The 23,443-nt window shown below is 62.0% G+C and carries 35 protein-coding genes, 2 tRNA genes and 1 pseudogene; 1 reads left to right on the plus strand and 37 read right to left on the minus strand.

All coding sequences use genetic code 11. From position 1 onward, the window contains the following. Positions 1 to 21: 21 nt before the first annotated feature. The 37 genes and pseudogenes from ACQ86G_RS04520 to rpsL form a co-directional block, all read right to left on the minus strand. Positions 22 to 98 (minus strand) — tRNA-Met (locus ACQ86G_RS04520). 119 nt (positions 99 to 217) lie between these two features. Further along, positions 218 to 294, minus strand: a tRNA-Met gene (locus ACQ86G_RS04525). Between the two features lie 67 nt (positions 295 to 361). After that, the gene (gene dsbD, locus ACQ86G_RS04530; protein ID WP_431259520.1) at positions 362 to 2,242 is read right to left on the minus strand and encodes a protein-disulfide reductase DsbD; all 1,881 of its coding nucleotides are present in this window, start codon (positions 2,240 to 2,242) and stop codon (positions 362 to 364) included. Positions 2,243 to 2,450: 208 nt separating this feature from the next. Continuing rightward, positions 2,451 to 2,840, minus strand: coding sequence for a 50S ribosomal protein L17 (gene rplQ, locus ACQ86G_RS04535; RefSeq protein WP_067278807.1), 390 nt, complete (start codon positions 2,838 to 2,840; stop codon positions 2,451 to 2,453). Between the two features lie 91 nt (positions 2,841 to 2,931). After that, positions 2,932 to 3,924, minus strand: coding sequence for a DNA-directed RNA polymerase subunit alpha (locus tag ACQ86G_RS04540; RefSeq protein ID WP_067278809.1), 993 nt, complete (start codon positions 3,922 to 3,924; stop codon positions 2,932 to 2,934). Between the two features lie 141 nt (positions 3,925 to 4,065). Beyond that, complete coding sequence (gene rpsD, locus ACQ86G_RS04545) at positions 4,066 to 4,689, minus strand: 30S ribosomal protein S4 (RefSeq protein WP_088404622.1); 624 nt, start codon at positions 4,687 to 4,689, stop codon at positions 4,066 to 4,068. A gap of 258 nt (positions 4,690 to 4,947) precedes the next feature. Continuing rightward, positions 4,948 to 5,352, minus strand: coding sequence for a 30S ribosomal protein S11 (gene rpsK / locus ACQ86G_RS04550; protein WP_088404621.1), 405 nt, complete (start codon positions 5,350 to 5,352; stop codon positions 4,948 to 4,950). A 26-nt stretch (positions 5,353 to 5,378) separates the two neighbouring features. Beyond that, positions 5,379 to 5,744 carry a 30S ribosomal protein S13 gene (rpsM, locus tag ACQ86G_RS04555; protein WP_088404620.1) on the minus strand — a complete coding sequence of 122 codons (366 nt, stop codon included), beginning with the start codon at positions 5,742 to 5,744 and terminating at the stop codon, positions 5,379 to 5,381. 37 nt (positions 5,745 to 5,781) lie between these two features. After that, positions 5,782 to 5,895 carry a 50S ribosomal protein L36 gene (rpmJ, locus tag ACQ86G_RS04560; RefSeq protein WP_058933616.1) on the minus strand — a complete coding sequence of 38 codons (114 nt, stop codon included), beginning with the start codon at positions 5,893 to 5,895 and terminating at the stop codon, positions 5,782 to 5,784. A 62-nt stretch (positions 5,896 to 5,957) separates the two neighbouring features. Further along, the gene (gene infA / locus ACQ86G_RS04565; RefSeq protein ID WP_088404619.1) at positions 5,958 to 6,176 is read right to left on the minus strand and encodes a translation initiation factor IF-1; all 219 of its coding nucleotides are present in this window, start codon (positions 6,174 to 6,176) and stop codon (positions 5,958 to 5,960) included. Between the two features lie 51 nt (positions 6,177 to 6,227). Further along, entirely contained in the window at positions 6,228 to 7,538 is a 1,311-nt protein-coding gene (gene secY, locus ACQ86G_RS04570; protein WP_088404618.1) for a preprotein translocase subunit SecY, read from the minus strand. Between the two features lie 26 nt (positions 7,539 to 7,564). Further along, entirely contained in the window at positions 7,565 to 7,996 is a 432-nt protein-coding gene (gene rplO / locus ACQ86G_RS04575; RefSeq protein ID WP_431259521.1) for a 50S ribosomal protein L15, read from the minus strand. Between the two features lie 25 nt (positions 7,997 to 8,021). After that, positions 8,022 to 8,204, minus strand: coding sequence for a 50S ribosomal protein L30 (gene rpmD / locus ACQ86G_RS04580; RefSeq protein WP_067278823.1), 183 nt, complete (start codon positions 8,202 to 8,204; stop codon positions 8,022 to 8,024). Positions 8,205 to 8,220: 16 nt separating this feature from the next. Further along, complete coding sequence (gene rpsE / locus ACQ86G_RS04585; protein WP_067278825.1) at positions 8,221 to 8,739, minus strand: 30S ribosomal protein S5; 519 nt, start codon at positions 8,737 to 8,739, stop codon at positions 8,221 to 8,223. 18 nt (positions 8,740 to 8,757) lie between these two features. Next, entirely contained in the window at positions 8,758 to 9,117 is a 360-nt protein-coding gene (gene rplR / locus ACQ86G_RS04590) for a 50S ribosomal protein L18 (RefSeq protein ID WP_067278827.1), read from the minus strand. A gap of 11 nt (positions 9,118 to 9,128) precedes the next feature. Continuing rightward, positions 9,129 to 9,662 (minus strand): 50S ribosomal protein L6, encoded by a 534-nt coding sequence (gene rplF / locus ACQ86G_RS04595; protein ID WP_431259522.1) that lies wholly within the window; start codon positions 9,660 to 9,662, stop codon positions 9,129 to 9,131. 18 nt (positions 9,663 to 9,680) lie between these two features. Further along, a complete protein-coding gene (rpsH, locus tag ACQ86G_RS04600) occupies positions 9,681 to 10,076 on the minus strand; it encodes a 30S ribosomal protein S8 (RefSeq protein WP_058933609.1) in 396 nt (131 codons plus the stop codon). Between the two features lie 23 nt (positions 10,077 to 10,099). Then, positions 10,100 to 10,405 (minus strand): 30S ribosomal protein S14, encoded by a 306-nt coding sequence (rpsN, locus tag ACQ86G_RS04605; RefSeq protein WP_067065192.1) that lies wholly within the window; start codon positions 10,403 to 10,405, stop codon positions 10,100 to 10,102. A gap of 8 nt (positions 10,406 to 10,413) precedes the next feature. Continuing rightward, positions 10,414 to 10,953 carry a 50S ribosomal protein L5 gene (gene rplE, locus ACQ86G_RS04610; protein WP_067278833.1) on the minus strand — a complete coding sequence of 180 codons (540 nt, stop codon included), beginning with the start codon at positions 10,951 to 10,953 and terminating at the stop codon, positions 10,414 to 10,416. A gap of 10 nt (positions 10,954 to 10,963) precedes the next feature. Further along, a complete protein-coding gene (gene rplX / locus ACQ86G_RS04615) occupies positions 10,964 to 11,281 on the minus strand; it encodes a 50S ribosomal protein L24 (RefSeq protein WP_067278835.1) in 318 nt (105 codons plus the stop codon). 25 nt (positions 11,282 to 11,306) lie between these two features. Further along, entirely contained in the window at positions 11,307 to 11,675 is a 369-nt protein-coding gene (rplN, locus tag ACQ86G_RS04620; protein WP_058933605.1) for a 50S ribosomal protein L14, read from the minus strand. 259 nt (positions 11,676 to 11,934) lie between these two features. Further along, a complete protein-coding gene (locus tag ACQ86G_RS04625; protein ID WP_431259523.1) occupies positions 11,935 to 12,444 on the minus strand; it encodes a peroxiredoxin in 510 nt (169 codons plus the stop codon). A 162-nt stretch (positions 12,445 to 12,606) separates the two neighbouring features. Beyond that, positions 12,607 to 12,876, minus strand: a complete 270-nt coding sequence (rpsQ, locus tag ACQ86G_RS04630; RefSeq protein WP_067278841.1) for a 30S ribosomal protein S17 — start codon at positions 12,874 to 12,876, stop codon at positions 12,607 to 12,609. Then, positions 12,873 to 13,070: a 50S ribosomal protein L29 gene (rpmC, locus tag ACQ86G_RS04635; RefSeq protein WP_088404614.1), complete on the minus strand. Its 198-nt coding sequence runs from the start codon at positions 13,068 to 13,070 to the stop codon at positions 12,873 to 12,875. Before rpmC ends, rpsQ begins: the two co-directional genes overlap by 4 nt. A gap of 14 nt (positions 13,071 to 13,084) precedes the next feature. Next, positions 13,085 to 13,501, minus strand: coding sequence for a 50S ribosomal protein L16 (gene rplP / locus ACQ86G_RS04640; protein ID WP_431259524.1), 417 nt, complete (start codon positions 13,499 to 13,501; stop codon positions 13,085 to 13,087). 12 nt (positions 13,502 to 13,513) lie between these two features. Beyond that, a pseudogene (rpsC, locus tag ACQ86G_RS04645) lies at positions 13,514 to 14,322 on the minus strand (30S ribosomal protein S3). Positions 14,323 to 14,337: 15 nt separating this feature from the next. Beyond that, complete coding sequence (rplV, locus tag ACQ86G_RS04650; RefSeq protein ID WP_067283213.1) at positions 14,338 to 14,667, minus strand: 50S ribosomal protein L22; 330 nt, start codon at positions 14,665 to 14,667, stop codon at positions 14,338 to 14,340. Positions 14,668 to 14,678: 11 nt separating this feature from the next. Beyond that, positions 14,679 to 14,957, minus strand: a complete 279-nt coding sequence (gene rpsS / locus ACQ86G_RS04655; RefSeq protein WP_058933599.1) for a 30S ribosomal protein S19 — start codon at positions 14,955 to 14,957, stop codon at positions 14,679 to 14,681. 13 nt (positions 14,958 to 14,970) lie between these two features. Beyond that, positions 14,971 to 15,795, minus strand: a complete 825-nt coding sequence (gene rplB / locus ACQ86G_RS04660; RefSeq protein ID WP_431259525.1) for a 50S ribosomal protein L2 — start codon at positions 15,793 to 15,795, stop codon at positions 14,971 to 14,973. Next, a complete protein-coding gene (gene rplW / locus ACQ86G_RS04665; protein WP_377158104.1) occupies positions 15,795 to 16,109 on the minus strand; it encodes a 50S ribosomal protein L23 in 315 nt (104 codons plus the stop codon). Before rplW ends, rplB begins: the two co-directional genes overlap by 1 nt. Then, positions 16,106 to 16,726, minus strand: a complete 621-nt coding sequence (gene rplD / locus ACQ86G_RS04670; RefSeq protein WP_431259526.1) for a 50S ribosomal protein L4 — start codon at positions 16,724 to 16,726, stop codon at positions 16,106 to 16,108. The genes rplW and rplD overlap by 4 nt, the downstream gene beginning before the upstream one ends. Beyond that, a complete protein-coding gene (gene rplC, locus ACQ86G_RS04675) occupies positions 16,726 to 17,397 on the minus strand; it encodes a 50S ribosomal protein L3 (protein ID WP_067278865.1) in 672 nt (223 codons plus the stop codon). The genes rplD and rplC overlap by 1 nt, the downstream gene beginning before the upstream one ends. A gap of 308 nt (positions 17,398 to 17,705) precedes the next feature. Beyond that, positions 17,706 to 18,020: a 30S ribosomal protein S10 gene (gene rpsJ / locus ACQ86G_RS04680; protein ID WP_067278868.1), complete on the minus strand. Its 315-nt coding sequence runs from the start codon at positions 18,018 to 18,020 to the stop codon at positions 17,706 to 17,708. A 134-nt stretch (positions 18,021 to 18,154) separates the two neighbouring features. Next, positions 18,155 to 19,345: an elongation factor Tu gene (tuf, locus tag ACQ86G_RS04685; RefSeq protein ID WP_377158110.1), complete on the minus strand. Its 1,191-nt coding sequence runs from the start codon at positions 19,343 to 19,345 to the stop codon at positions 18,155 to 18,157. Between the two features lie 158 nt (positions 19,346 to 19,503). After that, the gene (gene fusA, locus ACQ86G_RS04690) at positions 19,504 to 21,606 is read right to left on the minus strand and encodes an elongation factor G (RefSeq protein ID WP_431259527.1); all 2,103 of its coding nucleotides are present in this window, start codon (positions 21,604 to 21,606) and stop codon (positions 19,504 to 19,506) included. Positions 21,607 to 21,675: 69 nt separating this feature from the next. Continuing rightward, positions 21,676 to 22,146, minus strand: a complete 471-nt coding sequence (rpsG, locus tag ACQ86G_RS04695; RefSeq protein ID WP_088409123.1) for a 30S ribosomal protein S7 — start codon at positions 22,144 to 22,146, stop codon at positions 21,676 to 21,678. A 159-nt stretch (positions 22,147 to 22,305) separates the two neighbouring features. Further along, on the minus strand, positions 22,306 to 22,680 hold the full coding sequence (rpsL, locus tag ACQ86G_RS04700; protein WP_067278874.1) for a 30S ribosomal protein S12: 375 nt from the start codon (positions 22,678 to 22,680) through the stop codon (positions 22,306 to 22,308). 101 nt (positions 22,681 to 22,781) lie between these two features. On the opposite strand from rpsL, the gene ACQ86G_RS04705 reads away from it, so the two are divergent. After that, the gene (locus ACQ86G_RS04705; protein ID WP_431261334.1) at positions 22,782 to 23,417 is read left to right on the plus strand and encodes a PIN domain-containing protein; all 636 of its coding nucleotides are present in this window, start codon (positions 22,782 to 22,784) and stop codon (positions 23,415 to 23,417) included. Positions 23,418 to 23,443: the final 26 nt, after the last annotated feature.

Here is a 23,443-nt window from a genome sequence, read left to right on the forward strand (position 1 = left end):
GCATGAGGGCCCTTGTTCGATTGGTTGCGGGGGCAGGATTTGAACCTACGACCTTTGGGTTATGAGCCCAACGAGCTACCAGACTGCTCCACCCCGCGGCTGTACCGCACGGCGATCAGCGACGACGCTGATCTGCCGATTTGCTGAACGGATCAAATGCCTCGTCGGCTTTCGTTTCGTTCAACGACGCTGCCTCCTGAGACAACGTTCAATATTCTGGTTGCGGGGGCAGGATTTGAACCTACGACCTTTGGGTTATGAGCCCAACGAGCTACCAGACTGCTCCACCCCGCGACTGAAGAATGAGAGTGTAGCACGGAAAAGACCGCCCCTTCAAATTTCGGCGACAGTCTTCCCAGAGTCAGAGTCCGGCCGCCTGCAGCGATTGCAAAAAGCGGTCGGCATCCTGGAATCCGATCACGCGCACGCCGGTCAGCTCCTCGCCCTTCGCGTCGAAGAAGATCGTGCCCGGCGGGCCGAAAAGCTTGAAGCGCTTCAGCAGCTCGCGGTCTCCAGCGTTGTTCGCGGTGACATCGGCCTTCAACAGGAGTGCGCCGGTCAGTTTGGCCTGCACGCGCGCATCGGTGAAGGTGAAGCGCTCCATCTCCTTGCATGAGACGCACCAGTCCGCATAGAAGTCGAGCATCACGGGTCTGCCAGCCCTGTGCAACGCTTCGTCCAATTCGGCAACCGTCGCGATCTTGCGGAAGCTCACCGCGGAGGATTCTGCGGTGGAGGCGACACCCGTCGCCTTGCTGGTGCCGACAACTCCGGCCAGCGGCTTCAATGTATCGGTCCCGCCGGCGGCAACGCCGATGAACTGCGCCACACCGAACACCATCGCTGCCACCGCCGCACTCTTTCGCAGCCACATGCGGGGCGTGCTGCCTTCGGCGCGCTGAAAGAGCCCCAGCAAGGCCGCGACAGCCACCAGCAACGCGCCCCACAAGAGTTGCGCAATCACCGGTGACAGCACCGGCTGCACGATCCACAGCGCCACCGATAGCAGCAGCAGGCCGAAGAAGTACTTGACCGTCTCCATCCACGCACCGGCGCGCGGCAGGAGGGTGCCGGCAGAGAGCCCCAGGAGCAGCAGCGGAACGCTCATGCCCCACGCGAGCGCGAACAGCGCCAAGCCACCGATCGCCACGTTGCCGGTCTGACTGATATAGAGCAGCGCGCCGGCCAAGGGGGCGGCCACACAGGGGCTGACGATCAACGCGGACAGGCCGCCCATGACGAACACGCTGACGAACTTTCCGGCAGGCAGACGCTGCGTGGCGTCCGACACGCCACCGGTGAAGCGACTCGGCAGCTGGATCTCGTAAACGCCGAACATCGACAGCGAGAAGCCCACCAGCAACAGCGCGAAGAGGGTCAGCACCCAGGGCTTCTGCAGGTAAGCCGCCAGGCCGCCGCCAGCCAGCCCCGCCGCAACGCCCAGTGCGGTGTAGAGCAGTGCCATGCCAAGCGAGTAGCTGAACGCGAGAAAGAACCCGCGCGCGCGCGAGGGTGCCACCCCCTGGCCAACGATGATCGAGGACAGGATCGGCAACATCGGCAGGACGCAGGGCGTGAGCGACAGCAGGACGCCGGCGGCGAAGAACGCGCCGATGACCAACCACAGTCGACCGGACGCCAGCGCATCGTCGAGTGGCGATCCGCCCGACGACTTGGCGGTGGACGCCTGCGCATCCTCCGCCGCCTTGACCGGAGACGCGTCGGCAGGCGTGGCCGCCACTGCATTGGCAACGCCGAAGCCGCTGAGCGCATCCGGCGCCGCGCCAACCTTCACGGCCCCGTCGCCACCGAAGCCCTTCAGGCCGAGGGTCAGCTGGCTCTTCATCGGCGGGTAGCACAAGCCCTTGTCCGCGCAGCCCTGCCCCGTCAGCACCAGCTTCAGCGGGCCGGCGGCGAGCGCCTCCACCGGCACCTTGATGCTCAGGTGATCGCGATAGGTCTCGACCTCCTTCTGGAAGGTCTCGTCGAACTTGCGCTTCGGGGTCGGCCAGGCGATGTCGCCGAACTTCGCGTCGGTCGCGTCCAGCTTGAACTGGTCGCGGTACATGTAATAGCCCGGCGCGATCGTGAAGTTCACCTGGAACTCGCGATCACCGGTCAGTTGAACATCAATCTTGAAAGCCTGCTCGGGATCGAGGAAATCGTCGGCGCGGGCCGGTCCGGCGAGCAAGGTCGAGGCCAACGTCAGCAGCAGGAACAGCGCCGGCAGCAGGCGTCGCATCAAGGCAAAGGGAGTCATGAACGCGGGGCGCATGCGGGCCGCTGAGGCTCGCGTCGCCGTGAGGTCGGAAAGGCGCGAAGCTTAGCGCCAAGCGGGCCCTCATGACGTTGGACAGGCGCCATGCCCTGCCCGCGTTGCGCGTATCGCGGACACACAAGAAAAAGGCCAGCATTGCTGCTGGCCTTTTGAGCAGACGCGAGTCGCTGATTTATTCAGCAGAGCCTTCGCCTTCAGCGGCGTCAGGACGGTCCACCAGCTCCACGTACGCCATCGGCGCGTTGTCGCCGACGCGGAAGCCCATCTTCAGGATGCGGGTGTAGCCGCCCGGACGGGTGGCGAAACGCGGGCCCAGTTCGTTGAACAGCTTCACGACGATGTCGCGGTCGCGCAGGCGGTCGAACGCCAGGCGGCGGTTCGCGACAGTCGCTTCCTTGGCCAAGGTGATCAGCGGTTCGACGATGCGACGCAGTTCCTTCGCCTTGGGCAGCGTGGTCTTGATCGCTTCGTGCTTCAGCAGCGAGACCGCCATGTTGCGGAACATCGCGGCGCGGTGTTCGCTGGTGCGGTTCAGTTTACGGAGGCCGTTACGGTGGCGCATGGTGCTTTCCTTCCTTCAGTTATTGCCAGCAGCCGGATCAGGTACTGCCGGGGGCACCGGACGGATCGTCAGATCCGTCCTCTTTCAAAAATCAACGCTTGTCGAGACCTTGGGGCGGCCAGTTCTCGAGACGCGAACCCAGGGTCAAGCCGCGCGAGGCGAGCACTTCCTTGATTTCGTTCAGCGACTTGCGACCCAGGTTCGGGGTCTTCAGCAGCTCGGTCTCGGTACGCTGGATCAGGTCACCGATGTAATAGATGTTCTCGGCCTTCAGGCAGTTGGCCGAGCGCACGGTCAGCTCGAGCTCGTCGACCGGACGCAGCAGGATCGGATCGAAGCTGCTGGAACGGGCGGCCGGGGCCTGGTCGAACACGTCGACCAGATCGGTACCCTGCAGCTGCGCGAACACGGCCATCTGCTCGACCAGGATCTTGGCCGAAGCACGGATCGCTTCCTCGGGCGAGATCGCGCCATTGGTCTCGATTTCCATGACCAGCTTGTCCAGGTCGGTACGCTGCTCGACGCGGGCGTTCTCGACGGCGTAGCTGACCCGCTTCACCGGGCTGAACGAGGCGTCCAGAACGATGCGGCCAATGGCCTTGGTCGGCTCGTCGCCATAGCGGCGCATGTTGCCGGGCACGTAGCCGCGACCCTTCTCGACCTTGATCTGCATGTCCAGCTTGCCGCCTTGCGACAGGTGGGCGATGACGTGATCCGGGTTGATGATCTCGACGTCGTGCGGGGTCTGGATGTCGGCGGCCGTGACCGGGCCTTCGCCTTCCTTGCGCAGGACCAGCGTCACTTCCTCACGGTTGTGCAGACGGAAGACCACGCCCTTCAGGTTCAGCATGATGTGGACCACATCTTCCTGAACGCCGTCGATGGCGGAGTACTCGTGCAGCACGCCCGCGATCGTCACTTCCGTCGGCGCATAACCCACCATCGAGGACAGCAGCACGCGACGCAGGGCGTTGCCCAGCGTGTGGCCATAGCCGCGTTCGAACGGCTCCAGGATCACCTTGGCGCGATGACCGCCCAGGGGCTCCACAGTGATGGATTTGGGTTTGAGCAAATTCGTTTGCATGAGGTCTTTCTTTCAATACCCTCGGTTCGTTACACCGATAAGGCTGAGGGACCAACCAGGCCCGCCCACAACGGCTGGCGATGCCCGGACGAGGAAAAGCCGAGCAGGCCCTTGCAGGGCCGCTCGGCAGGCACGAAAGAATTAACGCGAGTACAACTCAACGATCAGCGACTCGTTGATTTCAGCGCCGAATTCGTCACGGTCCGGCGTCTTCTTGAAGATGCCTTCCAGCTTCGTGGCGTCCACGGCCACCCAGGCCGGCAGACCGATCGACTCGGCCAGCTTCAGGCTGTCGATGATGCGCAGCTGCTTCTTGGACTTCTCACGCACGGCGACGACGTCACCGGCCTTCACCAGGTAGGAGGCGATGTTCACGACTTCGCCGTTCACGGTGATGCTCTTGTGCGAGACCAGCTGGCGGGCTTCCGCGCGGGTCGAGCCGAAGCCCATGCGATAGACGACGTTGTCCAGGCGCGATTCCAGCAGCACCAGCAGGTTGACACCGGTCGAACCCTTGCGACGCTCGGCTTCAGCGAAGTAGCGGCGGAACTGACGCTCCAGCACGCCATACATGCGCTTGACCTTCTGCTTCTCGCGCAGCTGCAGGCCGAAGTCGGACGTGCGCTGACCCGAGGTCCGGCCATGTTGGCCAGGCTTGGTGTCGAACTTGGCCTTGTCGCTGATGGCGCGGCGGGCGCTCTTCAGGAACAGGTCGGTGCCTTCACGGCGGGAGAGTTTGGCCTTCGGGCCGAGGTAACGTGCCACTTTGCGTGTCCTTCATCAATCTGACGCGAGCCCGGAGACATTCCGGGCAACGCGCGAGTCCGGCCAGTGTTTTTGTAGGCTCGGACGGTGGGCTTCAAGAAGTCTGAGACTTCGACCGGGTCGACGTTGCCGCCGATGCCCGGGGAGGTGGCGTTTCAGCCCCTCAGCAAAACGGCCGGCTGGCGCTCTCGCACCAGCCGGCGTGTTCTGAACGAACCGGAGATTATCGCACTAATCGCGACCGTTCAGCGGAGCCGCTTAGATGCGGCGGCGCTTCTGCGGACGGCAACCGTTGTGCGGCACCGGCGTCACGTCAGAGATCGAGTTGATGCGGATGCCGAGCGCAGCCAGAGCGCGCACCGACGATTCGCGACCCGGGCCCGGGCCCTTGATCTTGACGTCCAGGTTCTTGATGCCTTGCTCTTGAGCTGCACGGCCAGCCACTTCGGCAGCCACCTGGGCGGCGAAGGGGGTCGACTTGCGCGAGCCCTTGAAGCCCTGGCCGCCCGACGACGCCCAAGACAACGCGCCACCTTGGCGATCAGTGATCGTGATGATGGTGTTGTTGAACGAAGCGTGGACGTGGGCGATACCGTCGGCAACGTTCTTGCGAACCTTCTTGCGAACGCGCTGGGCAGCCTGGTTATTGGGTGCTTTTGCCATGGTTAGCTTTCTTCAGATGCCGCGGATTACTTCTTGCCGGTCGCCGCCGACTTGCGCGGACCCTTGCGGGTACGGGCATTCGTGCGGGTACGCTGGCCGCGCACCGGCAGGCCGCGACGATGGCGGAAGCCACGATAGCAACCCAGGTCCATCAGGCGCTTGATGTTGATGGACATCTCGCGACGCAGGTCGCCCTCGATGGTCAGGCGGCCGACTTCCTCACGGATCTTTTCCAGATCGGAGTCGTTCAGGTCCTTGACCTTCTTGTCCAGCGGGATACCGCAGCTGTTGCAGATCTTCTGCGCGGTCGTACGGCCAATGCCGTAGATCGAAGTCAGACCGATCTCCGTGTGCTTGTGCGGCGGAATGTTGATACCAGCAATACGTGCCATGTGCGTCCTCTAATTCGCTTGCAGTCGTTAGGCCAAATCAGCCTTGGCGCTGCTTGTGCCGCGGATCGGTACAGATCACACGCACCACGCCATTACGACGGATGATCTTGCAATTGCGGCACATCTTCTTGACAGATGCCGAAACTTTCATGGTCTGCTCCTTGACCTACTCTGTTCGCTCAATCAGCGTTGATCCGGGGGTTGCTAAAAAGCTCACTTCGCCCGGAACACGATGCGAGCACGACTCAAATCGTACGGCGTCAATTCAACGGTCACCTTGTCGCCTGGAAGGATGCGGATGTAGTGCATCCGCATTTTCCCCGAGATGTGACCGAGAACGACGTGACTGTTTTCCAGCTTGACTCGGAAGGTTGCGTTGGGGAGGTTCTCCAGAATCTCCCCTTGCATTTGGATGACGTCATCTTTCGCCATACCTTCGCACTTGCCAAATTGGAATCCAATATTCTGTTTTGCCTAGCGCCTTCAGTTGGCCTTGAAACTGGCCTTCTTCAGCAGCGATTCATACTGCTGGCTCATCACATAGGACTGGACCTGAGCCCAGAAGTCCATCGTGACGACCACGATGATCAGCAGTGAGGTTCCACCGAAGTAGAACGGGACGTTGTACTTCAGCGTCAGGAACTCAGGCAGCAGACACACGCCGGTGATATACACCGCACCCGCCAGCGTCAGCCGAGACAGGATCTTGTCGATATGTCGAGCCGTCTGGTCACCAGGACGGATCCCAGGGATGAACGCTCCGCTCTTCTTCAGGTTGTCAGCAGTCTCGCGGCTGTTGAACACCAGTGCCGTGTAGAAGAAGCAGAAGAACACGATCGCGGCCGAATACAACAGCACGTAGATCGGTTGCCCCGGACGCAGTGCGTCCGAGATGTCCTTCAGCCAGCGCATGCTGTCACCCGTCGCAAACCAACTCACCAGCGTGGTGGGCAGCAGGATGATCGACGACGCGAAGATCGGCGGAATCACGCCCGACATGTTCAGCTTCAACGGCAGATGCGAGCTCTGACCGCCGTAGACCTTGTTGCCGACCTGCCGCTTGGCATAGTTGACCAGGATCTTCCGCTGACCTCGTTCAACGAACACGACCAAGTAGGTCACGCCGATGACGATTGCGATCACGAGCAAGCAGGAGATCACGCTCATGGCGCCGGTGCGGACCAGCTCAAGCAGACCACCGATTGCGCCCGGCAGACCCGCAGCGATACCGCCGAAGATCAGGATCGAGATGCCGTTGCCCAAGCCACGTTCCGTGATCTGCTCACCCAGCCACATCAGGAACATCGTGCCAGCCACCAGACTCGTCACCGCAGTGATGCGGAAGCCGAAGCCCGGGCTCAGCACCAGACCAGGCGAACTCTCCAGAGCGAAAGCAATGCTCAAGCTCTGGAAGATCGCCAGGCCCAGCGTGCCATAGCGGGTGTACTGCGTGATCTTGCGACGCCCTGCCTCACCTTCCTTCTTCAGCGCTTCCAGGCTCGGCACCACGTACGTCATCAACTGCATGACGATCGAGGCCGAGATGTAGGGCATGATGCCCAGCGCGAAGACGGTGAAGCGCGACAGCGCACCGCCCGAGAACATGTTGAACAGGCTCAGGATCCCGCCCTGCTGACCCTTGAACAGCTGCTGGAGCTGCGTCGGATCGATGCCGGGCACGGGGATATGAGCCCCGACACGGTAGACGACCAGCGCGAGCACCAGGAACACAAGACGGCGACGCAGGTCGCCGAACTTGCCACTCTTGGCCAACTGTGATGCGTTGCTTGCCACTGCTGCCTAGTCCTGTGCTTGGCTGATTAAGCGACGGAACCGCCGGCGGCTTCGATTGCCGCCTTCGCGCCAGCCGTCACGCCCAGACCCTTGATGCTCACCTTGCGGGTGATCTCGCCGGATTTGATGACCTTGACGGCCTTCGCCAGCTCGGACACCAGGCCGACAGCCTTCAGCGTCAGCAGGTCGATCTCTTCGCTGGTCAACAGGTTCAGTTCAGACAGCGTCACTTCCGCATTGAACGGACGAGCCAGCGACTTGAAACCGCGCTTCGGCAGGCGACGCTGCAGCGGCATTTGACCGCCTTCGAAGCCGACCTTATGGAAGCCACCGGCACGCGACTTCTGCCCCTTGTGGCCACGACCTGCGGTCTTACCCAGACCGGAGCCGATGCCACGGCCCACGCGACGCTTGGCGTGCTTGGAGCCAGCGGCGGGCTTGATGGTATTGAGTTGCATCTTGTGTTCCTCGTCGATGCCGTGCTTACAGCACCTGCACCAGGTAGGCGATCTTGTTGATCATGCCGCGGACCGCCGGCGTGTCTTCCAGCGTCTTCGTGCTGTTCAGCTTGCGAAGACCCAGGCCGACCACCGTCGCGCGATGATCCTCGCGGCAACCGATCGGGCTACGGACCAGCTTGACCGTGAGCGTTTTCTTTTCAGACATCTCGATCTCCTGGCGCTCAGTTGAAGATTTCTTCAACCGTCTTGCCGCGCTTCGCTGCCACTTGGGCAGGCGTGGAGCAGCGCTTGAGCGCGTCCAGCGTGGCACGAACCATGTTGTAGGGATTGGTCGAACCGTGGCTCTTGGTCACGATATCGGTCACGCCCATCACTTCGAAGACAGCGCGCATCGGGCCGCCGGCGATCACGCCGGTACCGGCAGGAGCCGGAGCCATGATCACGTGCGCAGCGCCATGCTCACCCACCACGTTGTGCTGGATGGTGCCGTTGCGCAGCTGGACCTTGACCATGTTGCGGCGAGCCGATTCCATCGCCTTCTGCACGGCGACCGGAACTTCCTTGGCCTTGCCCTTGCCCATGCCGATGCGGCCATCGCCGTCACCGACCACGGTCAGCGCAGCGAAGGACAGCGTGCGGCCGCCCTTCACAACCTTCGTGACGCGGTTGACCGCAATCATCTTTTCCTTCAGGCCGTCGTCGTTGCCTTCGGTCTGAGCGCGGGGTTGAAACTTTGCCATTTCCTAATCCTTTGAGCGTCAGAACTGCAGGCCGGCTTCGCGAGCGGCTTCAGCCAGGGCCTTGACACGGCCGTGGTAAGCGAAGCCCGAACGGTCGAAAGCCACCTTCTCGACGCCAGCGGCCTTCGCCTTCTCGGCGATGCGCTTGCCGATCAGGCTTGCGGCGGCCACGTTGCCACCCTTGCCGGACAGTTGCGTGCGCACTTCCTTTTCGGCAGTCGAAGCGGAAGCCAGCACGCGCTGACCGTCTTCGGAAATGACCGAGGCGTAGATATGCAGGTTCGAGCGGAAGACCGTCAGACGGGCCACGCGCTGCAGGGCGATGCGAGCACGCGTTTGACGCGAACGACGCAGGCGTTGTTCCTTCTTGTTCAGCATGGCGCGGCTCCTTACTTCTTCTTGGTCTCTTTGAGGGAGACCTTTTCGTCGGCGTAGCGGATGCCCTTGCCCTTGTAGGGCTCCGGCGGACGAATCGCGCGCACTTCAGCAGCGATCTGACCGACGACCTGGCGATCGGCACCCTTGATCAGGATTTCCGTCTGGGTCGGGCATTCGACCTTGATACCAGCCGGCATGTCCTTCACGACCGGATGCGAGAACCCGATCTGCAGGTTCAGCTTCTGGCCTTGAGCCTGGGCACGGAAACCCACGCCAACCAGGTTCAGCTTCTTTTCGAAGCCCTTGCTGACGCCGTTGGCCATGTTGGCCAGCAGTGCGCGCATCGTGCCGCTCATCGCATCGGCTTCAGCCGATTCGTTGACGGGGACGAACGTCAGCTTGCCAGCTTCCAGCTTGACCGTGACCAGCGGGTTCACGGCAACGAACAGGGTACCTTGGGCGCCCTTGACGCTGATCTTTTCAGCGGTGATCGTCACTTCCACGCCTTGCGGGAGGACGACCGGCATTTTTCCAACGCGGGACATTGTCTGTCTCTCCTTGGCTTATGCGACGTAGCAGAGCACTTCGCCGCCGACACCGGCTTGACGTGCTTTGCGGTCGGTCATCACGCCCTTCGGGGTGGTGACGATCGCCACGCCCAGGCCATTCATGACCTGGGGAATATCGTGGCGGCCCTTGTAGATGCGCAGGCCGGGACGGCTCACGCGCTCGATGCGCTCGATCACCGGACGGCCGGCGTAATACTTCAGCGCGATCTCGAGCTCGGGGCGGGCAGCATCGCCACGCACCGCGAAATCATCGATATAGCCTTCATCCTTCAGGACCTTGGCGATCGCGACCTTCAGCTTCGACGAAGGCATCACGACGCTGGCCTTCTCAACGCTCTGCGCGTTGCGAATGCGGGTCAGCATATCGGCGATAGGATCACTCATGCTCATACGAAATCTCCTAAACCTGCCGATTACCAGCTGGCCTTGACGACACCGGGGATGTCGCCCTTGAAGGCCAGCTCACGAATCTTGTTACGTGCCAGGCCGAACTTGCGGAACGTGCCACGGGGGCGGCCGGTCAGCTCGCAGCGGTTGCGCTGGCGGGTCGGGTTGGCGTTGCGGGGCAGCTTCTGCAGCTCCAGGCGGGCCAGATAGCGCTCTTCGTCCGACTTCTTGCTGTCGTCGATGATGGCCTTCAGTTCCGCGTACTTCTTCGCGTACTTGGCGACCAGTTGGGCGCGCTTCAGCTCACGTTGCTTGATCGAGAGTTTTGCCACGGGTCACCTCAGTTCTTGAACGGGAACTTGAACGCAGCCAGCAGTGCCTTGGCTTCGTCGTCCGTCTTGGCCGTCGTCGTGATGCTGATGTTCAGACCACGCAGAGCATCCACCTTGTCGTATTCGATTTCGGGGAAGATGATCTGTTCCTTGACGCCGATGTTGTAGTTGCCGCGGCCGTCGAACGAGCGACCCGAGATACCACGGAAGTCACGCACGCGCGGCAGGGCCACGGTCACGAAACGGTCCAGGAATTCGTACATCGTGGCGCCACGCAGCGTCACCATGCAGCCGATAGGCACGCCGTCACGAATCTTGAAGCCGGCGATCGCCTTCTTCGACTTCGTCACGACCGGCTTCTGGCCAGCGATCTTGGTCAGGTCGCCCACGGCGTGGTCCATGACCTTCTTGTCGGCGACCGCCTCGCTCACGCCCATGTTCAGCGTGATCTTGGTGATGCGCGGCACTTCCATCACGGACTTGTAGCCGAACTTCTCGGTCAGACCGGGGACGACCTTCTCGCGATAGAACTCTTGCAAACGAGCCATGTCTTACCCCTTAGGCCTTGATCTCTTCGCCGGTCGACTTGAACACGCGCACCCGCTTGCCGTCGGCGCCGAGCTTGATGCCCACGCGATCGGCCTTGCCGGAAGCGGCGTTGAAGATCGCCACGTTGGATTGATGGATGGGCATGGACTTGTCGACGATGCCGCCGGTCGTGCCCTTCAGCGGGTTCGGCTTGACGTGCTTCTTGACGACGTTGATGCCGTCGATGACGACATGGTCAGCGTCCACCCGCAGCGTCACGGTGCCGCGCTTACCCTTGTCGCGGCCGGTCAGGACGATGATCTCGTCGCCTGTGCGAATCTTGTTCATGGCAATACCTTTGTCTGAGCGGGGCTTAGAGCACCTCAGGCGCCAGCGACACGATCTTCATGAAGCGCTCGGTACGCAGTTCACGCGTGACCGGGCCGAAGATGCGGGTGCCGATGGGCTCCAGCTTGGCGTTCAGCAGCACGGCGGCATTGCCGTCGAACTTGACCAGGGAACCGTCTTGGCGGCGCACACCCTTGGCAGTGCGCACGACCACCGCGTTGTAAACCTCGCCCTTTTTGACGCGGCCACGCGGCGCAGCTTCCTTGATGCTGACCTTGATGATGTCGCCAATATGCGCATAACGACGCTTGGAACCACCAAGCACCTTGATGCACATGACGGACTTGGCGCCAGTGTTGTCCGCGACGTCGAGTCGCGATTGCATTTGGATCATGTCTGTCCCCAACTTTTCCCGCTCAGGCAACTGCGACCATCGCAGCCATCCAGAGAGCGGTCAGTCTTGGGCCCGTAAGCCAAATCACCTGTCACCTTGCGGCGACCCGCGTCTGGCCTAAATGGGCAAGAAACCTAGAACCGAAGGCAGCCGCCCTGTGCGCTGGTCACAGAACCCGTCGAGCGACGGAGCCACCAATCGGCGAAGCTGCGGATTATGCGGCAAGCACAATCCACCTGTCAACTGCTGTTGTTGCGCGTCAGAGCGACTGCGCCTGTTTGAGCAGCGTCTCGGCGTCGCTCACCTCGAATTTGCCGGGCGCTTCGATGTTGAGGCTCTTGACCACGCCGTCCTTGACCAGCATCGAATACCGCTGGGAGCGCAAGCCCATGCCGCGCGCGACGAGGTCCAGCGTCAAACCAGTGGCCTGCGTGAATGTGGCGCTGCCGTCCGCCATCATCCGGACCTTGCCAGCCGTCTTCTGTTCGCGACCCCAAGCACCCATCACGAACGCATCGTTGACGGACACACACCAGACCTCATCCACGCCCGCAGTCTTGAGCGCATCGGCCTGCGCGACGTAGCCCGGAACATGCTGAGCGGAGCAGGTCGGCGTGAACGCGCCAGGCAACGCGAAGATCGCTACGGTCTTTCCCGCAGTCAGCTTCTCGATGTCGAAACTGTTCGGGCCGAGCGAACAACCTTCGCCTTCGACCTCGATGAATTCCTGCAGATTGCCGGCCGGCAGTCGATCGCCCACTTTCAGCATGTCGCGCTCCTGATTCAGTTGTCGGTTGGATGAAAGCGGCAGAGTGTGCCGCGAAAAACGAAAAATGGCTGGACACCGGGAATTCCGATGTTCCAGCCATTCACGGCCATGAAGCGATCACCCGCCCCAGACCACGTCGCGCGCAACGCGCGACATTGAGGATCAGACCAGCTGAGCCTTCTGGACCAGGCGGGTCACGACCCAGCTCTTGGTCTTCGAGAGCGGACGGCCTTCGGCGATCTCAACCACGTCGCCCATCTTGTACTCGCCATTTTCGTCATGGGCGTGGTACTTGCGGGAACGGGCCACGATCTTGCCGTAGAGCTCGTGCTTGGCACGGCGCTCAACCAGCACGGTGATCGTCTTGGCGCGCTTGTCGCTGACGACGCGACCGATCAGGGTGCGGGTGTTCTTCTCTTGAGCTTGCGTCATTTCGCGGCTCCCTTCTTCTCGGCCAGGATGGTCTTGGCGCGTGCGATGTCACGACGCGTATTGCCCAACACCGAAGTGTTGGTCAGTTGTTGCGTCGCCTTTTGCATGCGCAGACCAAAGTGGGCCTTCAGCAGATCGGTGACTTCCTTCTTAAGGGCAGCCACGTCTTTCGCGCGCAGTTCAGATGCTTTCATGGGGTGTTCTCCAATCAGGCGCCGAGCTGGCGGGTCACGAAGGTGCAGCGCAGGGGCAGCTTGGCAGCGGCCAGCGTGAACGCTTCGCGCGCCAGGGTTTCCGGCACACCATTGACTTCGTACAGCACCTTGCCGGGCTGGATTTCAGCAACGTAGTACTCCGGGTTGCCCTTGCCGTTACCCATCCGGACTTCGGCGGGCTTCTGCGAGATCGGCTTGTCCGGGAAGATGCGGATGAAGATCCGGCCACCGCGCTTGATGTGACGCGAGATGGCGCGGCGAGCCGCTTCGATTTGACGGGCCGTGATGCGGCCGCGTTCGGTGGCCTTCAGGCCGAAGTCACCGAAAGCGACGGTCGCGCCGCGGGTCGCAACACCAGTGTTGCGGCCCTTTTGCTCCTTGCGGTATTTGCGACGAGCGGGTTGCAGCATGTTGAGTTCTCCTTACGCCTGGCCGCCGTCAGCGGCGGGCTTGCGCACCACACGCTTCGCAGCAGGCTTGTCCCCGCCTTCGGCAGGCTTGTCGCCACGACCACGGCCACCCGGCGCGCCCGGACGGGCATTGCGACGGGGACGACGATCATCTTCGGCACCCGGGGGGTGTTGATCACGGGCGCCTCGCCATTGGCCAGGCGGTCACCGCGGTACACCCACACCTTGACGCCGATCACGCCGTAGGTGGTCTTGGCTTCGGAGAAGCCGTAATCGATGTCAGCCTTCAGGGTGTGCAGGGGCACACGACCTTCGCGATACCACTCGGTACGAGCGATTTCGATGCCGTTCAGACGGCCGGCGGACATGATCTTGATGCCCTGCGCGCCCAGACGCATCGCGTTCTGCATGGCGCGCTTCATGGCGCGGCGGAACATGATGCGCTTTTCGAGCTGCTGGGTGATCGAGTCGGCGATCAGTTGAGCATCGATTTCGGGCTTGCGCACTTCCTCGATGTTGACCGCGACAGGCACGCCCAGACGCTTGGTCAGTTCGGCCTTCAGGTTCTCGATGTCCTCGCCCTTCTTGCCGATCACCACGCCCGGACGGGCCGAGAAGATCGTGATGCGGGCGTTCTTGGCAGGACGCTCGATCAGGATGCGCGAAACGGCGGCGTTCTTCAGCTTGGCCTTCAGAAACTCGCGCACTTGCAGATCTTCGGCCAGCATGCTGGCGAAGTTCTGGTTGTTCGCGTACCAGCGCGACGCCCAGTTACGGGTGACGGGCAGGCGGAAGCCAGTCGGATGAATTTTCTGTCCCATAGTCTTCCTTCAGGCTCAGTGGCCGACGGTCACGTAGATATGGCAGGTCGGCTTGCTGATGCGATTGCCGCGGCCCTTGGCGCGCGCGGAGAACCGCTTCAGCGTGGTGCCCTGCTCCACGTAGATCGAAGTGACCTTCAGCTCGTCAATGTCGGCACCGTCGTTGTGCTCAGCATTGGCGATCGCCGATTCCAGCGCCTTCTTGATGATCAGCGCGGCCTTCTTCTGGGTGAACTCGAGGATGTTCAGCGCTTGATCCACCTTCTTGCCGCGGATCAGGTCCGCCACCAGGCGGCCCTTATCAAACGACAGGCGGACGCCACGAACGATTGCTTTGGTTTCCATCGTCGTCATCCTTACTTCTTGCCGGCCTTCTTGTCGGCCGGGTGGCCTTTGAAGGTACGGGTCAGAGCGAACTCACCCAGCTTGTGACCGACCATCTGGTCCGACACATAGACCGGCACGTGCTGCTTGCCGTTGTGCACCGCGATCGTCAGACCGATGAACTCGGGCAGGATCGTCGAGCGACGCGACCAGGTCTTGATGGGCTTCTTGTCCTTGATGGCAACGGCCTTGTCGACCTTGGCCATCAGGTGATGGTCCACAAAGGGACCCTTCTTGAGGGAACGAGCCATGTGGGTCTACCCCTTACTTCTTGCGACGCGAGACGATGAAAGTCTGCGTGCGCTTGTTGTTGCGAGTGCGGTAGCCCTTCGTCAGGGTGTTCCACGGCGACACAGGGGCCTGACCTTCACCCGTACGACCCTCACCACCACCGTGCGGGTGGTCGACCGGGTTCATGGCGGTACCACGCACGGTCGGGCGGATACCCTTCCAGCGGATGGCGCCGGCCTTGCCGTACTGGCGCAGGCTGTGCTCTTCGTTGCTCACTTCGCCGATGGTTGCGCGGCAATCGATGTGCACACGGCGGACTTCGCCGGAGCGCAGACGGATCTGAGCGTAGGAACCATCACGCGCCATCAGCACCACGGAGGTACCAGCGGAGCGGGCGATCTGGGCACCCTTGCTCGGGAGCAACTCCACGCAGTGGATCGTCGAACCCACCGGGATGTTGCGAATGGGCAGCGTGTTGCCGACCTTGATCGGAGCCTCGGCGCCGCTCAGGAGCGTCGAACCGACTTCCAGATTGCGCGGAGCGATGATGTAACGACGCTCGCCGTCGGCGTAGCACACCAGAGCGATGTGGGCCGTGCGGTTCGGGTCGTACTCGATGCGCTCGACCTTCGCCGGGATACCGTCCTTGTTGCGACGGAAGTCCACCACGCGGTAATGGTGCTTATGACCACCACCCTTGTGGCGCATCGTGATGTGACCGTTGTTGTTACGGCCGGCATTCTGCTTCTGGGGCTCCAGCAGCGAAGCCTCAGGAGCGCCCTTGTGCAGGTGCTTGTGCACCACCTTCACCACGCCACGACGGCCAGGCGAAGTCGGCTTGACTTTAACGACGGCCATTACGCAGCCTCCCCGGAGAAGTTGAGCTCCTGGCCAGCCTTCAGCGACACATACGCCTTCTTGACGTGGTCGCGACGGCCTTGACGGCCACCGAAGCGCTTGGTCTTGCCCTTGACGTTGACGACGTTGACCGCGTCGACCTCGACCTTGAACATCAGTTCAACAGCGGCCTTGATCTCAAGCTTCGTCGCATCGCGCAAGACCTTGAACAGGACTTGATTGTGCTTTTCGCCAGCCATCGTGGCCTTTTCGGACACGATCGGAGCGAGCAGCACCTTGGCCAGACGGCCATCAGCAAACTTGGGCGCGCTCATGCCAGCATCTCCTTCAGTTGCTCGATCGCAGCCTTCGTCACCAGGACCTTCTTGTAGAAGACCAGCGACAGCGGATCGACATAACGCGGCTCGACGACCAGCACGTTCGGCAGATTGCGCGACGCGAGCAGCAGGTTGTCGTCCACCGAGTCGGAGATCACCATGACGTGATTCAGACCCATGCCCTTGAGCTTGGCAGCCAGCAGCTTGGTCTTCGGGGCTTCGATCGAGATCGAGTCCACGACGGCCAGGCGACCTTCACGAGCCAGCTGCGACAGGATCGCGGCCATGCCAGCGCGGTACATCTTCTTGTTCAGCTTGTGCGAGAAGTTCTCGTCAGGCTTGTTCGGGAAGATGCGACCGCCCCCGCGCCACAGCGGCGAGGAGGTCATACCAGCACGCGCGTTGCCGGTGCCCTTTTGACGGAACGGCTTCTTCGTCGAGTGACGGACTTCAGCGCGGGTCAGCTGGGCGCGGGTGCCTTGACGGGCGTTGGCTTGATAAGCCACGACCACCTGGTGCACCAGGGCTTCGTTGTAGTCACGAGCGAAAAGGGTGTCGGGAGCGTCGACCTTCGACGTCGCCTGACCCTGCTCATTCAGGAGCTCGAGTTGCATCAGTTGGCTCCCTTCTTGGCCTTGACCTTGACGGCCGGATGGATCACGACGAATCCTTCCTTCGCGCCAGGAACGGCACCACGAACCAGCACCAGCTGGCGGGCTTCGTCGATACGGACGACATCCAGGTTCTGGACGGTCACGGTGACGTCGCCGAGGTGGCCCGACATCTTCTTGCCCGGGAACACGCGGCCCGGATCCTGCGCCATCGAGATGGAACCAGGAACATTGTGCGAACGGCTGTTACCGTGCGAAGCGCGCTGCGAACTGAAGTTGTGGCGCTTGATGGTGCCCGCGAAGCCCTTACCGATCGAGGTGCCCTGCACGTCGACCAGTTGGCCGGCGGCGAGCAAGGTCACGGGGACCTGAGCGCCAGCCTTGTATTCGGCGGCGACTGCGGCATCAACGCGGAATTCTTTGATGATTTCACCGGCTTCAACACCAGCCTTGGCGAGGTGACCCGCTTGCGGCTTGGTCACGCGGGATGCCTTGCGGGCACCGTACGTCACCTGGATGGCGCTGTAGCCGTCGGTTTCTTCGGTCTTGATCTGGGTCACGCGGTTGTTGGACACGTCCAGCACGGTCACGGGGACGGTATCACCGTCGACCGTGAACACACGCATCATGCCCACCTTGCGGCCCAGCAATCCGAGACGATTGCTAAGACTCATGGTTTTCTCCTGACCCCGAACGCTTCGACGGAGACACCGCCGAACGCCTGAAGTCATTTCACACACCCGACATCGATTGGCCGGGCCGACAAGCATCGCTCCTTCGATGAGGACAGGGGTAAAGGCCCCAAACCCCTTCGACGGCGATGCGACGAAGCCGCGCCAGGAAATCCCGGCGCGGAAAAGCTGCGGAGTATAGCGTCAACCCTGACCACACCGCAAGCCGAGCGCCACGTGCGCCCAAAGAAAAAGGCGACCCGAAGGTCGCCTCTCAGAGAGCAGCCGGATTGCTCCGGCGCCCGACTGCATTACTGCAGCTTGATCTCGACGTCCACGCCGGCCGGCAGGTCCAGCTTCATCAGCGCGTCGACCGTCTTGTCGGTCGGGTCGACGATGTCCATCAGACGCTGATGGGTGCGGATTTCAAACTGGTCACGCGACGTCTTGTTGACGTGCGGCGAACGCAGGATGTCGAAACGCTCCTTGCGGGTCGGCAGGGGCACGGGGCCCTTGACGATCGCGCCGGTGCGCTTGGCGGTTTCCACGATTTCCAGGGCCGATTGGTCGATCAGCTTGTAATCGAAGGCCTTCAGCCGGATGCGGATCTTTTGCTTGGTAGACATGACTTTTCCTTCAAAGAGCGACGCAATGCGCGAGGCATCGCGGAGGCAGCGATGGCGCCGCCGAGTGGGGGACGCGCCACCCGCCGAAGCGGGCAGCGCGCCTCACCGGTACCCGACGGGTACCAGCAAAAGATTTACTCGATGATGGTGGCCACGACGCCCGAGCCGACGGTACGACCGCCTTCACGGATGGCGAAGCGCAGACCTTGCTCCATGGCGATCGGAGCGATCAGCTTCACGGTGATGCTGACGTTGTCGCCAGGCATGACCATTTCCTTGTCCTTCGGCAGCTCCACGGCACCGGTCACGTCCGTCGTGCGGAAGTAGAACTGGGGACGGTAGTTGTTGAAGAACGGGGTGTGACGGCCGCCCTCTTCCTTGCTCAGAACATAGATCTCAGCGGTGAAGTGGGTGTGCGGCTTGATCGAGCCGGGCTTGGCCAGCACTTGGCCGCGCTCGACGTCTTCACGCTTGGTGCCGCGCAGCAGGATACCGACGTTGTCGCCAGCCTGACCCTGATCCAGCAGCTTGCGGAACATTTCCACGCCGGTCACGGTCGTCTTCTGGACTTCGCGGATACCGACGATCTCGATTTCCTCGCCGACCTTGATGATGCCGCGCTCGACACGACCCGTCACCACGGTGCCGCGGCCCGAGATCGAGAACACGTCTTCCACCGGCAGCAGGAACGCGCCGTCAACGGCACGGTCAGGCTGGGGGATGTAGGTGTCCAGCGCGTCAGCCAGGCGCATGATGGCCTGCTCGCCCAGGTCGCCCGTGTCGCCTTCCAGCGCCAGCTTGGCCGAACCCTTGATGATCGGGGTGTCGTCGCCGGGGAAGTCGTACTTGCTCAGCAGCTCGCGGACTTCCATTTCCACCAGCTCCAGCAGCTCGGCATCGTCCACCATGTCGCACTTGTTCAGGAAGACGATGATGAACTTCACACCGACCTGACGTGCCAGCAGGATGTGCTCGCGGGTCTGGGGCATCGGGCCGTCAGCGGCCGAGCACACCAGGATCGCGCCGTCCATCTGTGCCGCGCCCGTGATCATGTTCTTCACATAGTCAGCGTGGCCCGGGCAGTCAACGTGCGCGTAGTGGCGGTTGGCCGTCTCGTACTCGACGTGCGCGGTGTTGATCGTGATGCCACGCGCCTTTTCTTCCGGCGCCGCGTCGATCTGGTCGTACGCCTTCGCTTCGCCGCCGAACTTCTTCGACAGCACGGTCGCGATCGCGGCCGTCAGCGTGGTCTTGCCATGGTCAACGTGGCCAATCGTGCCCACGTTCACGTGCGGCTTGGTACGTTCAAACTTGCCTTTTGCCATTTCAATTCTCCAAAAAGAGCATCTGTCCGGTCTGTTGGTTTAGCGTTTCCGCAGTGTCCTGAAACCCCGGCGACCGGCAACCGGGAGGAGTCACTGCGAAGACGATTCGATGATCGAAAACGAAACGAGCCGGCACTCGGAAGCACCGGCCCAGATCATCACTTCGCGCGAGCGGTGATGATCGCGTCGGCGACGTTCTTCGGAGCTTCGCTGTAGTGCTTGAACTCCATCGTGTACGTCGCACGACCTTGCGTGGCCGAACGCAGCGAGGTCGAGTAGCCGAACATCTCGGACAGCGGAACTTCCGCCTTGATGATCTTGCCACCGCCGACCATGTCGTCCATGCCCTGCACCATGCCGCGACGGCTGGACAGGTCGCCCATCACCGTACCAGCATAGTCTTCCGGCGTTTCGACTTCCACAGCCATCATCGGCTCGAGGATGACCGGGCTGGCGCGACGGCAGGCTTCCTTGAAGCCCATCGAGGCGGCCATCTTGAACGCGTTTTCGTTCGAGTCCACATCATGGTACGAGCCGAAGGTCAGCGTGACCTTCACGTCCACGACCGGGTAGCCAGCCAGCACGCCGTTCGGCAGGCTGTCGATGACACCCTTCTCGACCGCGGGGATGAACTCGCGGGGCACAACGCCGCCCTTGATGGCATCGACGAACTCGAAGCCCTTGCCGGCCTCCTGCGGCTCCAGCGAGAACACGACGTGACCGTACTGGCCCTTGCCGCCCGACTGACGCACGAACTTGCCTTCAACGTCGACCACCGACTTGCGGACGGTTTCGCGGTAAGCCACTTGCGGCTTGCCCACGTTGGCCTCGACGCCGAATTCACGCTTCATGCGGTCGACGATGATTTCCAGATGGAGCTCGCCCATGCCGGAAATGATGGTCTGGCCGGACTCTTCGTCGGTACGCAGACGGAAGGACGGATCTTCGGCGGCCAGACGGCCCAGCGCGATACCCATCTTTTCCTGGTCGGCCTTGGTCTTCGGCTCGACAGCCTGCGAGATCACCGGCTCAGGGAAGACCATGCGTTCCAGCGTGATGATGCTGTCCGGATCGCACAGGGTCTCACCCGTGGTGACATCCTTCAGGCCAACGCAAGCCGCGATGTCACCCGCCAGAATTTCCTTGATTTCTTCACGCTGGTTGGCGTGCATCTGCAGGATCCGGCCGATGCGTTCCTTCTTGCCGCGGACCGGGTTGTAGACAGTCGCACCCGACTGCAGCACACCCGAATAAACGCGCACGAAGGTCAGTTGACCAACGTACGGGTCGGTCATCAGCTTGAAGGCCAGCGCCGAGAACTTCTCTTCGTCGGTGCGTTGACGCGAGATCGGCTGATCATCTTCGTCAGTGCCCGAAACCGGCGGGATGTCCAACGGCGACGGCAGGAAGTCGATGACGGCGTCCAGCATGCGCTGCACACCCTTGTTCTTGAACGCGGTGCCGCACAGCATCGGCTGGATCTCGGTCGCGATGGTGCGCTTGCGGATCGCGAGCTTGATCTCTTCCTCGGTCAGGTCGCCCGTCTCGAGGTACTTGTTCATCAGCTCTTCGGTGGCTTCAGCAGCCGCCTCGACCATCTTCTCGCGCCATTCCTGGGCAACTTCGACCAGGTCAGCGGGGATGTCTTCGAAGGTGAACTTCATGCCCTGGGACGCTTCGTCCCAGATGATGGCCTTCATCTTGAAGAGATCCACCACGCCCTTGAAGTTCTCTTCAGCGCCGATGGGGATGACCACGGGCACAGGATTGGCCTTCAGGCGGGTCTTCATCTGGTCGACGACCTTGAAGAAGTTCGCGCCGGTGCGGTCCATCTTGTTGACGAACGCCAGGCGGGGCACCTTGTACTTGTTGGCTTGGCGCCAGACGGTTTCCGACTGGGGCTGCACGCCACCGACGGCGCAGTACACCATGCAGGCGCCGTCCAGGACGCGCATCGAACGCTCGACTTCAATCGTGAAGTCGACGTGTCCGGGGGTATCGATGATGTTGAAGCGATGCTCAGGGTAGGACATGTCCATGCCCTTCCAGAAGCAGGTCGTCGCGGCCGACGTGATCGTGATGCCGCGCTCTTGTTCCTGCTCCATCCAGTCCATCGTGGCAGCGCCGTCGTGCACTTCACCGATCTTGTGGTTCACACCGGTGTAATACAGGATGCGTTCCGTCGTGGTGGTCTTGCCGGCATCGATGTGCGCCGAGATACCGATGTTGCGGTAGCGCTCGATGGGGGTCTTGCGGGACATGGTGTCACTCCAAATGCATGGAGCCGCCATCGGGTCAGTAGTAACCCGAGGCGGCCAGAGAGGTCTTGATTAGAAGCGGAAGTGCGAGAACGCCTTGTTGGCGTCTGCCATGCGGTGGACTTCATCGCGCTTCTTCATCGCGCCACCACGGCCTTCGGAGGCCTCCAGCAGTTCGTTGGCCAGACGTTGGGCCATCGACTTCTCACCGCGCTTGCGCGCGGATTCCTTCAACCAGCGCATGGCGAGGGCCAGACGGCGGACGGGGCGAACTTCCACGGGAACTTGGTAGTTCGCACCGCCAACGCGGCGGGACTTCACTTCGACCATGGGCTTCACGTTGTTGATCGCGATCATGAAGATCTCGAGCGGGTCCTTGCCGGACTTGTTCTCGACCTGTTCCAGGGCACCGTAAATGATGCGCTCTGCGACCGCCTTCTTGCCCGATTCCATGATGACGTTCATGAACTTGGACAGATCAACGCTACCGAACTTCGGGTCCGGGAGGATCTCGCGCTTGGGTACTTCGCGACGACGTGGCATGGATTCTTCCTTCAATGCTTCAGTTGGTCAGGGCTCTCGCCCCGCCGGGGATCTCCACCGACATCTGGGGGGATCCACTTACTCGGCTGCCGGTGCACAGGCACTCGGGCCGCAAAAATTCGATGACCTCTCGGCCACCAAGACCTTGGCTGTTGAGCCTTACTTCTTCGGACGCTTCGCGCCGTACTTGGAACGCGACTGCTTGCGATCCTTGACGCCTTGCAGGTCGAGCGAACCGCGCACGATGTGGTAACGCACACCCGGCAAGTCCTTGACCCGGCCGCCGCGCACGAGCACGACGCTGTGCTCCTGCAGGTTGTGGCCTTCACCGCCGATGTACGAGATGACCTCGAAACCGTTGGTCAGGCGCACCTTGGCGACCTTGCGAAGCGCCGAGTTCGGCTTCTTCGGGGTGGTGGTGTACACGCGGGTGCAGACGCCACGACGTTGCGGGCACGACTGCATGGCCGGCGACTTGGATTTCGTCACCTCGGTCTCACGACCGTGGCGAACGAGCTGATTGATGGTTGGCATAAGTAACTTGTTCCCGTTTGAAGTCACAACCCCAGCCGGCCCTGGCCTTCTGGAAGCCCGCGAAATCGAGGGCCTTCCACAAGCGACAAAAGCGCAGCGCCTTGCGGCACCACGCTCGAATCAACCCCGGTCCGGTTCGAAACCTGGACTCGGGACGCATCAAGACATGCTGGAGAGCCGGCGATTGTAGGCGAGTTCAACCGAAACACACAAGGCGCTATGCTCCCGGACCCTATGAACGACGCCGCTTCCACCGTTTTTCGCTGCATCCGGACAACGCCGAGCCGCCCCCGCCCCTGGTCATCCTCGACACGCAGATCGTCATGGACTGGCTGGTCTTCGACGAGGCTAGCCTGGCACCGTTGATTGCGGCCGTAGTGAGCCGGCGCTTGCATTGGACCGCCACATTGGCGATGAAGGAGGAGCTTCTTCATGTGATCGGCCGCGGCGTGGCCGCGCGTTATGCGCCGGATCCGGCGCGCATCCATGACGCGTTCGAGCGGCATTGCCGCTTCGTTGGCGAGCCTGAGCTCGGCATTGCACGCCCGCGCTGTAGCGACACTGACGACCAGAAGTTCATCGATCTCGGCCTGGCGTTGGCAGCTTCGCAACCGACAAGCCTCATCTCCCGTGATCGCGCCGTGCTCAAGGTGGCCAAACGCGCCGCAAAGCTCGGGCTCCCCATCTTGTCTCCCACCGCTTGGCTGAAGCTGAACGCGCCGACATCCGCGCCCTGATTCCGTCGCGTCAATGAAAAAGGCTG

It is taken from the genome of Roseateles chitinivorans (assembly GCF_050632145.1).
In the GTDB taxonomy this organism is placed as follows: domain Bacteria; phylum Pseudomonadota; class Gammaproteobacteria; order Burkholderiales; family Burkholderiaceae_C; genus Roseateles; species Roseateles chitinivorans_B.

Excerpts from the sequence above, each read along its gene's own strand:
- rpsM (WP_088404620.1), bottom strand. The coding sequence starts at position 5,744 with ATGGCACGTATTGCTGGTATCAACATTCCGCCGCACAAGCACACGGAG.
- rpsS (WP_058933599.1), bottom strand. The coding sequence starts at position 14,957 with ATGGCTCGTTCCCTCAAGAAGGGTCCCTTTGTGGACCATCACCTGATG.
- ACQ86G_RS04540 (WP_067278809.1), bottom strand. The coding sequence starts at position 3,924 with ATGCAAACGAATTTGCTCAAACCCAAATCCATCACTGTGGAGCCCCTG.
- rpmD (WP_067278823.1), bottom strand. The coding sequence starts at position 8,204 with ATGTCTGAAAAGAAAACGCTCACGGTCAAGCTGGTCCGTAGCCCGATC.
- rplQ (WP_067278807.1), bottom strand. The coding sequence starts at position 2,840 with ATGCGCCACCGTAACGGCCTCCGTAAACTGAACCGCACCAGCGAACAC.
- rplO (WP_431259521.1), bottom strand. The coding sequence starts at position 7,996 with ATGCAACTCAATACCATCAAGCCCGCCGCTGGCTCCAAGCACGCCAAG.
- ACQ86G_RS04625 (WP_431259523.1), bottom strand. The coding sequence starts at position 12,444 with ATGCTGAAAGTGGGCGATCGACTGCCGGCCGGCAATCTGCAGGAATTC.
- infA (WP_088404619.1), bottom strand. The coding sequence starts at position 6,176 with ATGGCGAAAGATGACGTCATCCAAATGCAAGGGGAGATTCTGGAGAAC.
- tuf (WP_377158110.1), bottom strand. The coding sequence starts at position 19,345 with ATGGCAAAAGGCAAGTTTGAACGTACCAAGCCGCACGTGAACGTGGGC.
- rpmC (WP_088404614.1), bottom strand. The coding sequence starts at position 13,070 with ATGAAAGCATCTGAACTGCGCGCGAAAGACGTGGCTGCCCTTAAGAAG.
- rplN (WP_058933605.1), bottom strand. The coding sequence starts at position 11,675 with ATGATCCAAATGCAATCGCGACTCGACGTCGCGGACAACACTGGCGCC.
- rpsE (WP_067278825.1), bottom strand. The coding sequence starts at position 8,739 with ATGGCAAAGTTTCAACCCCGCGCTCAGACCGAAGGCAACGACGACGGC.
- rplR (WP_067278827.1), bottom strand. The coding sequence starts at position 9,117 with ATGCTGAACAAGAAGGAACAACGCCTGCGTCGTTCGCGTCAAACGCGT.
- rplB (WP_431259525.1), bottom strand. The coding sequence starts at position 15,795 with ATGGCCGTCGTTAAAGTCAAGCCGACTTCGCCTGGCCGTCGTGGCGTG.
- fusA (WP_431259527.1), bottom strand. The coding sequence starts at position 21,606 with ATGTCCCGCAAGACCCCCATCGAGCGCTACCGCAACATCGGTATCTCG.
- rpsG (WP_088409123.1), bottom strand. The coding sequence starts at position 22,146 with ATGCCACGTCGTCGCGAAGTACCCAAGCGCGAGATCCTCCCGGACCCG.
- rplE (WP_067278833.1), bottom strand. The coding sequence starts at position 10,953 with ATGGCTCGTTTGCAAGAGTTCTATCGCGAGAAGGTCGTCCCCGGTCTG.
- rplX (WP_067278835.1), bottom strand. The coding sequence starts at position 11,281 with ATGAACAAGATTCGCACAGGCGACGAGATCATCGTCCTGACCGGCCGC.
- rplP (WP_431259524.1), bottom strand. The coding sequence starts at position 13,501 with ATGCTGCAACCCGCTCGTCGCAAATACCGCAAGGAGCAAAAGGGCCGC.
- rpsK (WP_088404621.1), bottom strand. The coding sequence starts at position 5,352 with ATGGCAAAAGCACCCAATAACCAGGCTGCCCAGCGCGTTCGCAAGAAG.
- rplC (WP_067278865.1), bottom strand. The coding sequence starts at position 17,397 with ATGAGTCTTAGCAATCGTCTCGGATTGCTGGGCCGCAAGGTGGGCATG.
- rpsL (WP_067278874.1), bottom strand. The coding sequence starts at position 22,680 with ATGCCAACCATCAATCAGCTCGTTCGCCACGGTCGTGAGACCGAGGTG.
- rplW (WP_377158104.1), bottom strand. The coding sequence starts at position 16,109 with ATGAGCGCGCCCAAGTTTGCTGATGGCCGTCTGGCCAAGGTGCTGCTC.
- rplV (WP_067283213.1), bottom strand. The coding sequence starts at position 14,667 with ATGGAAACCAAAGCAATCGTTCGTGGCGTCCGCCTGTCGTTTGATAAG.
- rpsJ (WP_067278868.1), bottom strand. The coding sequence starts at position 18,020 with ATGTCTACCAAGCAAAAGATCCGCATCCGGCTGAAGGCCTTCGATTAC.
- rplD (WP_431259526.1), bottom strand. The coding sequence starts at position 16,726 with ATGCAACTCGAGCTCCTGAATGAGCAGGGTCAGGCGACGTCGAAGGTC.
- rpsQ (WP_067278841.1), bottom strand. The coding sequence starts at position 12,876 with ATGACGCAAGCTCAAGAGAAGAACACCCGCACCCTGATCGGTCGCGTC.
- rpmJ (WP_058933616.1), bottom strand. The coding sequence starts at position 5,895 with ATGAAAGTTTCGGCATCTGTCAAGAAGATGTGCCGCAATTGCAAGATC.
- rpsH (WP_058933609.1), bottom strand. The coding sequence starts at position 10,076 with ATGAGCATGAGTGATCCTATCGCCGATATGCTGACCCGCATTCGCAAC.
- dsbD (WP_431259520.1), bottom strand. The coding sequence starts at position 2,242 with ATGCGACGCCTGCTGCCGGCGCTGTTCCTGCTGCTGACGTTGGCCTCG.
- rplF (WP_431259522.1), bottom strand. The coding sequence starts at position 9,662 with ATGTCCCGCGTTGGAAAAATGCCGGTCGTCCTCCCGCAAGGCGTGGAA.